General features: G+C 42.2%; 13 protein-coding genes. 2 read left to right on the plus strand and 11 right to left on the minus strand.

Annotated features, from left to right (window positions below):
• Nucleotides 1-82: 82 nt before the first annotated feature.
• From V7126_RS08925 to degQ, 4 genes are all read right to left on the minus strand, one after another.
• A complete protein-coding gene (locus V7126_RS08925) occupies nt 83-2,386 on the minus strand; it encodes an ATP-binding protein (RefSeq protein WP_175077266.1) in 2,304 nt (767 codons plus the stop codon).
• Between the two features lies 1 nt (nt 2,387).
• Nucleotides 2,388-2,561 carry a competence pheromone ComX gene (gene comX, locus V7126_RS08930; protein ID WP_175077267.1) on the minus strand — a complete coding sequence of 58 codons (174 nt, stop codon included), beginning with the start codon at nt 2,559-2,561 and terminating at the stop codon, nt 2,388-2,390.
• Between the two features lie 3 nt (nt 2,562-2,564).
• A complete protein-coding gene (locus V7126_RS08935; protein ID WP_175077268.1) occupies nt 2,565-3,446 on the minus strand; it encodes a polyprenyl synthetase family protein in 882 nt (293 codons plus the stop codon).
• Between the two features lie 187 nt (nt 3,447-3,633).
• Nucleotides 3,634-3,774 carry a degradation enzyme regulation protein DegQ gene (gene degQ, locus V7126_RS08940; protein ID WP_046131692.1) on the minus strand — a complete coding sequence of 47 codons (141 nt, stop codon included), beginning with the start codon at nt 3,772-3,774 and terminating at the stop codon, nt 3,634-3,636.
• 492 nt (nt 3,775-4,266) lie between these two features.
• On the opposite strand from degQ, the gene V7126_RS08945 reads away from it, so the two are divergent.
• Nucleotides 4,267-4,614 carry a hypothetical protein gene (locus V7126_RS08945; RefSeq protein ID WP_236809861.1) on the plus strand — a complete coding sequence of 116 codons (348 nt, stop codon included), beginning with the start codon at nt 4,267-4,269 and terminating at the stop codon, nt 4,612-4,614.
• A 50-nt stretch (nt 4,615-4,664) separates the two neighbouring features.
• On the opposite strand, the gene V7126_RS08950 is transcribed toward V7126_RS08945, so the two are convergent.
• The 7 genes from V7126_RS08950 to V7126_RS08980 form a co-directional block, all read right to left on the minus strand.
• A complete protein-coding gene (locus V7126_RS08950; RefSeq protein WP_046131693.1) occupies nt 4,665-5,882 on the minus strand; it encodes an EAL and HDOD domain-containing protein in 1,218 nt (405 codons plus the stop codon).
• 154 nt (nt 5,883-6,036) lie between these two features.
• Nucleotides 6,037-7,506, minus strand: coding sequence for a nicotinate phosphoribosyltransferase (locus V7126_RS08955; RefSeq protein WP_046131694.1), 1,470 nt, complete (start codon nt 7,504-7,506; stop codon nt 6,037-6,039).
• A 17-nt stretch (nt 7,507-7,523) separates the two neighbouring features.
• Nucleotides 7,524-8,075, minus strand: coding sequence for a cysteine hydrolase family protein (locus V7126_RS08960; protein ID WP_335497535.1), 552 nt, complete (start codon nt 8,073-8,075; stop codon nt 7,524-7,526).
• A gap of 137 nt (nt 8,076-8,212) precedes the next feature.
• The gene (locus V7126_RS08965; RefSeq protein ID WP_046131696.1) at nt 8,213-8,605 is read right to left on the minus strand and encodes a YueI family protein; all 393 of its coding nucleotides are present in this window, start codon (nt 8,603-8,605) and stop codon (nt 8,213-8,215) included.
• A 99-nt stretch (nt 8,606-8,704) separates the two neighbouring features.
• Nucleotides 8,705-8,953, minus strand: a complete 249-nt coding sequence (locus V7126_RS08970; RefSeq protein WP_046131697.1) for a YueH family protein — start codon at nt 8,951-8,953, stop codon at nt 8,705-8,707.
• 74 nt (nt 8,954-9,027) lie between these two features.
• Nucleotides 9,028-9,252 (minus strand): spore germination protein, encoded by a 225-nt coding sequence (locus V7126_RS08975; protein ID WP_046131698.1) that lies wholly within the window; start codon nt 9,250-9,252, stop codon nt 9,028-9,030.
• A 72-nt stretch (nt 9,253-9,324) separates the two neighbouring features.
• The gene (locus V7126_RS08980; protein WP_175077270.1) at nt 9,325-10,428 is read right to left on the minus strand and encodes an AI-2E family transporter; all 1,104 of its coding nucleotides are present in this window, start codon (nt 10,426-10,428) and stop codon (nt 9,325-9,327) included.
• A 181-nt stretch (nt 10,429-10,609) separates the two neighbouring features.
• Between V7126_RS08980 and V7126_RS08985 the strand changes: the two genes are divergently transcribed.
• A partial coding sequence (locus V7126_RS08985; RefSeq protein ID WP_335497536.1) for an Rrf2 family transcriptional regulator occupies nt 10,610-10,827 on the plus strand: 218 nt, incomplete at its 3' end.

The raw sequence follows: 10,827 nt of genomic DNA on the forward strand, positions 1-10,827 counted from the left end.
AATTTCCTCCCTTTTCCGTTCACCTAACACCATTTTATAGAAAAAACTTGGCAGATGACAAGCAAAATTCCTTTACTAAACATTACAATTCCATTTCAATGATGACCTTGAATCCTTTTCCCTCTGCTGTTTTAATGTCCAGTTTACCGTTCAATGCGCGGACGCGCTCGCGAATTCCCGACAGCCCCATACTGGAGCTGTTTTGATAAAGCTTGTCCTGATCAAAACCGATGCCGTCATCTTCATAATGGAGCACGACTTTTTCCTTAATGCAAACGAGCATAACCAAAACCTCATGCGCCTTCGAATGTTTCACTGCGTTGCTCAAAAGTTCCTGGACGATTCTGTACAGATTCAACTGTGTATCGAGATCAAGCACTTTTGAAAACCTTTCCGTGTTTAATCTGATCCGAATCGAAGAGGATTCCTGATGCTGCGCCGCCAGTTTGGAGAGTGCTTTAACGAGGCCGAGATCGTACAACAGCTGCGGTCTCAGCTCCTGGCACGTCTCCCTCGTCATCTGGATCACATTCGACATTTGCTCATTCATATTGACGAGCCTTTGCTCAATTTCGGCCGTGCACACTTTATCTTTTTCAAAATCGGCAAGAAACATCTCGCTTTGATGCTTCAAAGAAATCATATCCTGAAGCACCGAATCGTGTAAATCCCTCGCCAAATCGGACCTCTGCTTCTCCTCGATCGCAAACATCAGCTTATTCAGCCATGCCGGATTCGGCCCTTCTTTTTTCACATTCTCAAGATGTTCCATCAGCTCGCCGATCTTCAGAACGTTTTCCAAGGAAACGCTCGTATAAAATGCCAGCGTCTCAAGCCACGAAATCTCATCACGGGTCAGCCTAGGCGTATTTAAAATCGACAGGCACAACATGACATAAGACGTCCCGCCCCGTTCACCGATTTTAATGAGAAACCCGCGGTCGACTTCGACGATTTTGCCGATTTCGGTGATGACCTTGGCGACTTCTTTTTCATACGGAATCCACGGGTATTCTTCCGTTTCTCCCTCGAGAAAAGATATCGTTCCGTTGTTTTTTACTTTCAGTACATGCGCCTGACTGACAATCAGTACATCTAAAATTGTTTGTTTTAATTCCAGCAAAACTTGGTTTAAGGATGTGAAGGTACGGATCGTTTGCGTAAACTTAAAAATGCTGTCTTGATAATTGAATTTCTCCGAGAACCGCTTCAGACGGAAGCGATAGTCCAAGATTTCTTTAAGATAGAAAACGCCTAGGATCACAAGATAAATATAGATTGCCAATCTTGCATCATAGTAGTCTCCTTCCTGAAATCTCATTAGCTTTATGGTAGAAATCATGATGATAGTTGGGATAATTGCAAGCAGTCCATAATATTTTAACCTTCCTATCAAAAATTCCACGTCATAAATTTTGTTTGATATAAATTGGTAAACTAATGTAAAAGGAATAATTAATAGAAAGGGAGCAACTACTGCTGCAGAATAAATAAAATCATCAATGACTAAAACCGGGACGAGATAAAATGCAATAAAAGGAAAGACGGCAAAAAAGTTGCCAAGCATGAGCATTTTCAAAAAATAAGTTTGCTCTGTATTTTTATGTTTAACCAAGCCGTAAACAAAAACAAATATCACTAATACTAGTCCTATGAAGAATGAATACAAATTAATATACGGAATAGGGTCTTTAAGTTTTTCAAAAGTACTACTTAAAATCTCAAGAACTAGATTAAAAAGCGGCAGTAAATAAAAGAAAAACACCTTATTACTACATAATTTTTTGCCTATCTCTTTAAAATATTGATATAAAAAGTGCAAGTAATTGATTGGAATTGATATAAAGGTTAACAAATTTACATACCTACTAAACACATTACCCCTTGAAGTTCCTCCTGCACTTACATAGGCAATCGATATAGTAAGCAAAAATAGGATTAATAAAAATGAAGACGTTTGTTTTTTGGTCTTTTTAGATTTTAAAATTAAAATAACACAAAACAAGCATAATAAATAAAACACCACCGGGATTAAAACAGTAAATAAGATATCATAGCTAATGATGGTGTCTCTTGTATCAGTTGTGATAATTTGTCCGTTCCTCTCAATCGAAAGGGAACTAACATTAGCTAGTATATTATTCTTTGGCACGTCCTTAGACGGCTTTTCATTATTAACTTTAAGAATAATATCTCCAGCTTTTAAACCTGTGTAATCCGCTAGTGAATCCTCTTGTATATAGTCAACCACAAGTTGATTGTCAGAATTGTACTTTAAATATGCACCTACAAATAAATTGTTATAACATATATATACGACGTAACAACTATAGATAAAACTAAGACAGATCAGTATAATTGATACAATTTTCAAGGGGAATTTCATTTTAAAAACTTCTCCAAAACGGAACCGGCCTTCCAATTGATGATTCCAATAATTTAAATCCATCAATGATACTCATTAATTGATCTATATCCAATCCTAATAGACAAGCATTCCCATTAATAACCTGTTCTAAAACCTCTGGATGTTGAACTAAAAAGTTTACGATCTCCTGCACATTCTAATACTCCTTTCCAAATATCTTCAAGACAAACGAAGTCAAACGCTGTTTTTTTATCTCTTCCAATTCCAACCCCGCTATCCCCTTTTTAAATTTCTGAATAGCGAGCTGGTTCATGACATACATATACTGAGTGACGCCTGCTGCCTTTAACTTTTCTTTGTAGCATTTTATTTCTATATCGGTAAATTTATCCTCATCTTCAAATATATTTAACAAATCAATTGACGCCTGATTAAATTTTCTTGTCAAATATAAGTAAGCGAGCGTCCGCTTCTTTTTGGCGATGTCGCTTTTTGAATTATAAAAAAGGGCTTTATAATCGTTTTCGATCTGTGCTGCAATTCCCAACTGGCAGGCGTATTCTTCGACCGTCGGATTGAATTCGCCCGTGGCCAGCATCGTTCCCAAAACGCACGGAAGAGCCGTCAGGGAGCCCGATTTGCGTTTAATCATGTCGAGACACTCATCTTCGGTTGCAGGCCGATTGCTCAGATCATCATGCTGTCCCTGCATCGATTGAAGCGTATATTCCATCAATTTATGTAAAAATACTGGCTCATTTGAAACACAACTGATCACTTTGATGCTAAGTGTGTAAAGGGCTGTCGCCGCGTTCAGAGCGACCGCGCGGTTCATCCTCATCCAAGGCTCATCCGGACTGTCTTCATCCTCTAAATCATCGAAGATGTCAAACGAAAGTATCAGCAGTTCGATCCCTGCTCCAAGCGTTTCTGCTTTATCCGTATCTGTGCCGCCGAAACTAAAGTAATGGTAAAAAACAAGTTCGCTGAAATGCAGATGGTCCTTTGCATCTACAAAAGAGCGCAATGTTTGATTTAAATCGCCGTTGGGAATTTCATCGTCTATAAAATGATTCATTTTTTGCTTGATTTTATCATGATCTAGACTGAAAAGCTTAGAGATGACACTCCCTCCTTTCTTCATATTTTACTAAATCAAATTCCTGATTGACAGTGCATTTTTCTTTTTTAACAATTATATAATAATTTATCCTTTTTTTGGGTCGTAACCGCAAAAAAAAAAAAGACTTGTGAAACAAGTCCTTTTAAGAGGTTTTTAAATATGAGTATTTATCATATTGGTCGATACTTTTGTTAATCTTGCGCAAGGAGTCTTTCGTTTCCCTGATTTCATTTTCAAGCCGCCAAAGCAATTGCTTTAACTCTTCAATTTGTTGCTTTTCCACTGATTCCACACTCCTTTTGGAAGATCAATCAATTTGTGTATAGTGAACGAGTCATAGGTATTTGATCTGTTAATACAAGTTTAAAGGGAAATGACCACTTTTTCACCGAAAAGTTGGCCTGACATTCGTGCGTTACACCGCAAACATTCAATAGACCATAACACCCATTTTACATCATCGAGCACTAGTTCTCAAACCCTAAGAAAATTTAAAAACTTTTCATTTTTTTCAAAAGGAAAACTTCAACCCTCTTCAAAATCCTTTTATAACAGGAATAAGAGCAAAATCAGTTCGTTTTATGACCGTAAGCCAAAAGTATCATCTGATGGAAAGCAAAAAAACGGACGGAGTTGCGGAACGCAACCGCGGCGTCAACACCGAAAAAAAACGCAAAACGATATTGCGTATGTTTTATCCTGAAAAAACCATTCCTTGTGCTCACACCGCAAAAACCGCAATTTGACCCGTAAAATGAAAAATGAGGTGTTCAGTTTGTTTCCATGTTACATCATCAACGCGTATTGGGCATATCCGTACCGTCATGTTCATGATCGGCAGCTATTTCCCGAGGTCAAAACAGACGTGTTTCTCCGCTCCGCAAGAACCGCAAACAGCCTGATGGCTGACGGGCAGCTGATCCTAAACAGAATAACTGCTTCGCGCGACCTTGCGCGAAGAATTATGGAAGCTGCGCAAAGATCGCAAAAAGAAACCGTCATCGCGCTTCTGAGACAAACCGGTATCAGAAGCCGGCTTGACGTATCCTTCAATCCGGACGGCCTCCGCATTATTCTCATCAATCCATCCAGTACAATGTCACTGATGCTGCGCTGGTCTTGAAAACGCAAAAAATCCGGCTTCTCGTATGAGAACAGCCGGATTTTTGGACGTTATAATATCTTGTGACACCATTCGATGGCTTCAAGGTAGCATCGGTGTGCTTCCTCCTTTGTTAAGCCGTCTGTTTGCGAGGTATCTTCCCATTCGTTTCGCTCAATTAATTTCGCAAGGTGCAAAACTTTTCGATAGTCGTTCTCTTTGCCAAGCAGCGCCTGTCCCACTTCGTCTGTCAGCGGCAGTTCACTGATGACTTCCGTCAGTTCCTTGTGCAAAAGCGTATCAATAAATGAAAACATTCCTGTCAGCATATAGGAAGAAGGCTGGGGACGCCTTGTTTTTTTGGCCAGCAATTCGCAAAGCTTCGCCCGGATCAGCGAAATTTTCACGACTTCGTTTTTGCTTGAATTTTGTTTTTTTGTCAGGTCTTTAAATGAGAGGATGTAGATCCATCTTTTGATTTCTTTAAATCCGAGCAGCACGATCGCCTGGCGGATGCTTTTAATTTTTTGTATCGGCCGGCTGGCTGCAGAATTCAGCAGCTTCAAGAGCTGGTAGGATAGCGACAAATCCTTTTCAATAATATTTGTGACAACCTGAATGTCAGGCTGTTCTTCGCTTAGCTCATGAAGCAGTTCATAATAGGCATGAAAATGATATGTAATGTCCTGACCGTCGATCACGACAGGTTCACTGAAAAAATACCCTTGAAACAAATGAAAACCGTCGGCCGCGGCCTGTTCATACTCTTTTCTCGTCTCGACTTTTTCAGCAAGAAATTTCAGATGGTAAGACCGGCAGGAATGCAGAATGAACCGCCGTTCGGCCTGCGTCGTTTTGAAAAAATCGACCTTTAGTATATCGATATACTTCAGCAGCTGATTGAGAAGCTCTTGATTCCCGCTGTGTTTTAAACAAAAATCGTCAAGGGCGATCGTATATCCGAGCTTTTTCAATTGTCTGCACCTTCTGATCAGGTCCCGGGTGATCGGGACATCTTCGAGAATCTCCACGACAAGCCGATCGGGATCAAAATACGTCGGCAATCCCGATTTCAAAAGGCCCTCTGTAAAGTTTACGTAGTATTTTTTACCTTCTGTCAGTTTATTGATTCCGATATTTACAAAGCTGTTGATCATTAGTTCTGTCGTCGCCTGGTCGCCGTCCGTTCCAGAGAAAAAGTTTTCTTCGCTTTCCCTGTATAAAAGCTCATATGCAACGACTTGTTCATTTCTGTTGAAAATTGGCTGTCTGGCAACAAATACCCTCATTCTTCTTCCCCCTAGCGACTCAGGTACCTTTGATCTAAGTATATCAAATAAATGGACGAATCCCTTCGACTTGCGAAAAAATTCATTGAAAAAAAACAGATAATCCCCGAGAATTATCTGTTTTTAGCATCCAGCTATACGGTCGTTTGCATGATCAGTCCCGATCCAGGCTTTTGATCGCTTTGATTTTTGCCTCATGAATCTGCTGCATTTTGTTATTCCAGCATGCTTCGCTTAAATCAACCGGATATTCTTCAGGCTTGCTGATCCGTTTATACTCTTCCCAAAGCAAATTAAGATTTTCCTGAACGTACAGCTTAATATCCTGAATGCTCGGATTCTCATAAACGAGCCTGCCTTTTTCGAAAATCGGTTTATGAAGATCTTTTGCGTCGAAGTTCGTAACAAATTTGCTGATAAACGTATGGACGGGATGAAACATTTTAAGCCGCTCCTGCTCATTCACCTTTTCGTAGTCCAAAGCGATATAGTCGCCTTCTGAATGATGATTCAGCTGGTTGATGATCCGATACACTTTTTTCTGGCCGGGAGTCGTTACTTTTTCCGGATTTGAAGAAATCTTGATCGTATCTGTCATTTTCCCGTTCTCCTCGATTGAGACGAGTTTATAAACCGCACCGAGAGCCGGCTGGTCATAGGCGGTAATCAGCTTTGTTCCGACGCCCCAGACGTCGATTTTCGCCCCTTGGGCTTTCAGGTTCATAATCGTATATTCGTCAAGATCGCTTGAGGCGACTACCTTCGTATCTTTAAAACCCGCTTCGTCCAGCATCGCTCTCGCCTTTTTGGACAGGTATGCAAGATCGCCGCTGTCAAGGCGGATTCCTGTAAATTCGATTTTATCGCCGAATTCTTTAGCTACCTTTATCGCATTGGGAATGCCTGAGCGGACCGTATCATATGTATCGACTAAAAACACGCATTTTTTATGGGTTTCCGCATATTTTTTAAATGCTGTGTATTCGTCTCGATAGGCCTGTACAAGTGCATGGGCGTGCGTGCCTGAAACCGGAATGTCAAACCGCTTTCCGGCGCGGACGTTGCTCGTGGCATCAAAGCCGCCGATGATCGCCGCTCTTGCACCCCACATCGCCGCATCCATTTCATGCGCGCGTCTCGTTCCGAATTCAAGCGCTGTTTCGTCACCGATCACGCTCTTGATTCTCGCTGCTTTCGTAGCGATCAATGTTTGATAATTCACAATGTTGAGCAAAGCGGTTTCAACAAGCTGCGCCTCGGCCAGCGGAGCTTCGATCCGCATGATCGGCTCATTTCCGAAAACGATTTCCCCTTCCTGCATGGAATAAAGGGACCCGGTAAATCTCATCCCTTTTAAAAAGGCGAGAAAATCGTCTTTGAAGCCGAGCTCTTCTTTTAAATAAGCTAAATCGCTTTCAGTAAATCTGAAACCTTGCAAATATTCAATCGCTTTCTCCAGACCGGCAAATACCGCAAAACCGCTGTCAAAAGGGAGCTTTCTGAAAAACAGTTCAAAGACGGCTTTTTTTTGATCAATGCCGTCGCGCCAATAGGTTTCCGCCATGTTAATTTGGTAAAGATCTGTATGAAGTGACAAACTGTCGTCTGTAAACCGGTGTTCCAACCTTCATTTCTCCTTCCTCAATCCGACACTGAGGCTCCAAGGGCGTTTGTAAAATGGGTAAGAGCCCAGTCGTGTCCATCCGGGTTGAAGCTAGCCACTGCGTTTTGATGAATGACAAGATCAAACCCTTTATTATAAGCATCAACTGCTGTATGCAATACGCAAATATCTGTGCACACGCCAATTAAATGCAGTTCTTTGATGTCTCTTTCGCGAAGCTTCAATTCGAGATTCGTTCCCGCGAAAGCGGAGTACCTTGTTTTTTCCATGTAGTATACATGACTGTCATTTTCGTGTTTTTTAAAAAGCGTTTCGAGCTTTCCATATAAAGCCTGTCCAGATGTGCCTTTTATATTGTGGGGAGGAAACAAGCGCGTTTCCGGGTGATGCAAATCGAGAGCATCATGGGCATCGACCGCAAAGACGACAAAGTCGCCGCTGTTTATAAACGTTTCCGCAAGCTTTGCGACGGCACCTTCAATTTTTTGGCCCGGCTCCCCGCACGTCAGCTTTCCGTCTGATGCGACAAAATCGTTCGTATAATCTATGCATATAAGAGCTTTTTTCATTGACGCCCTCCCCGCCTTTTGTATGATAGGTAACATTATAACTTATCTACTCGGACAAGTGAATGGGCGAAACAGCCGGAAGAGTTTGGCAAGCCGCGCCGCAAGCGGCTTTTTTAAGAAAAAAAACAAAACGTTTTTTAGCCTTTTGAACGTTCAAATATATCGTCCTCGACATAAATCGATTGTTTATCAACAGCGTCTTTCGATACGAGAATCAACCCGAGCGGTGTGTCAGACTCCCGGTTTGAGACGATCGAGAAAGGAACCCCGTGCTTGTTCGCGGCCTTGATGTAGACGGAAAAACGGGAATAATCGATGTCTCCGTTCAACAGCAATGCCGCATCAGAGTTTGATTCGATCGCGGTGATCACTTCATCGTACGCTTTCGGGCGGAGAACTTGTCCCTTTGTTAAAGCGATGATCACCCTTTCCCTCAACGAGCCCAAAAACAGCCTTCGCTCATCCGGCTTTGTTTCGCGGACTCCGTGCATCCCCTGCTGCAAATATAGATCGATTGATTCATCGCTCATGTTAAGACCCCCAGTTTATCTTGGCTGCAAAATTTGCGGTGATGACCGCAGCGTTTTTTATCCAGTATGGCATGAAACGGGCGGGGATAAACTTCTCTTCTACATTTCGGTTACCCATTGAACGATCTTCAGCGAAAGCTCCTCTGCCGCATCACTTTGCATGTTTTTTAGCAATGAACTTTTCAGTTTATCTGCGAGCACCTGCTTTTCTTCCTCATAGGAGATCAGCATGCTCCATTCCAGTTCCGGAACGGCTACAAGCGTATGAAACTGCTTTTTATTTTCATGCAGAAAAACATCCGTGATCAATGTTTCTCCGTTCATTACGTTCGCTTTCCTTATTTTCATGTCTTTCCACCTGCCTGTCTGTCTTTTTTCCCATTATACTACAAAAAACAAACAGCCTCTTTTAAAAGAGACTGTCATGCGTTAAAGCCCACCGTTCCATCGAAAACATCCGCGTCCATGAAGCTTGTTTTGCTTCTTTTGTTATTGACGTACCCAAAGTCGCCAACATGAAACCCTCCGCATCCTCCGATTTCGGACGATTGCGCCGTTTTTGGAGAAATGGCAAACACGTCTCCAAAAAAAATGGCGCTGGAGTCGACGACCTCCCGAATCAGAACCGGCCCTACAATTGCAGGCATCATTCCACCTCCGCCATTCCTTTTACGATAGGATATGGGCCCTGCGGAAAAAAGGTTCTCAGAAATTTGATCTTAAGCTTCTTTCGTCATTTCCTTTTTCGATCTCTGCCTTAAACGGACGAGCCGGACGATATTCAATGCGAAAGCCTTCAGCACAGCGTAGGTCGGAACGGCAAGTATCATGCCGAGGACGCCCCCGAAGCTGCCGGCGCCGAGCAATAAAAGAATAATCGTCAGCGGGTGTGTGTTAAGGCGCTTGCCGATAATCAGCGGCGACACGAGGTTTCCGTCGATCTGCTGGACGACAACAACCACGATCACGGCAATCAGGGCTTTCGTCGGCGAGTCGAGAAACGCGATAATGACCGCCGGAGCCGCACCAAGAAACGGACCTACATAAGGAATGATGTTCGTCACGGTCATGATCATGCCGAGAATCAGCGCATACTTCACACCGGCGATCAAAAACCCGATGTAGCAGCCGATTCCGACAAAAAGGCAGACGATCAGCTGTCCCTGAATATAAGCGGCAAGCGTATCATACAAATCCTTAAAAATTTTCAAGCCTTCGTTTTTATATTGATCAGGAAGAATTTTTACAGCCAAATTCGGAAAACGGTGTCCGTCCTTCAGCATGTAAAACAGGATAAACGGGACGGTCAAGGCAATCAGCGCAAGATTGGTCACAACCCCAAACACGGAAGACAGGCTCGCCGTAATATTTTCCGGCAGATTCGTCAGAAAATCTCCGATTGATCTTTCGATTTTTGATACAGAAACAAAATCCTGATTCATCATCCATGTGAACCACTGTGAATTCGATAATTGTTTGATGAAAATTTGGATCTGCTTAACAATGTCCGGAATATTATTAAATAAATCGGTGACCTGCTTTGTAAACATTGGGCCGATAGATGACAGCACAAACCCGATGAGCGCCAGAAACGCCAAATAGATCAGCAAAATGGACAAAGTTCTCGGCAGCTTTTTCTCTAAAAGCCGTACGACAGGGTTGAAGATGAAATACAAGATCCCTGCGATCAATACCGGAAAAAACAGTGTCGATGCGAACACAATAATCGGTTCGAACAGGAAAGACACTTTTGTAGAAACAAAAATAATAAGGAGTACCAATAAAATTTGTACCGTCCAAAAATGAGTCTTTGATTTAAACAACTTTTTTCCTCCCGGTTTTTTCATTACTCTAAAAACTACTATTCACACCATCGCCTGTCAACTATTTTTCTTCCATACATACGAAGAAACCGAAAAAGGGTTTCATTTTCCTCTTATGGCAAAATCATTTGACATCTCTCCTCGTTGTAATTATTATATTTACAACGAAAGGATGATTTTGATGAAAATCAGCAGCAGATTTACGATAGCCGTTCATATGCTAGCCTTGTTGCACGTTCGAAGCGATCCTTTGACATCGGAACAAATCGCCGGCAGCGTCAATACAAATCCGGTTATCATCCGCCAAATCAGCCGATTATTAAAGAAAGGAGGCCTGATTGAGGTGAAGCGCGGCTCCGGCGGTGCCTACCTGCGGAAAGATGCTGACGCCGTTTCTTT

This window comes from Bacillus sp. JJ675, assembly GCF_036963165.1.
GTDB classification, from domain to species: domain Bacteria; phylum Bacillota; class Bacilli; order Bacillales; family Bacillaceae; genus Bacillus; species Bacillus glycinifermentans.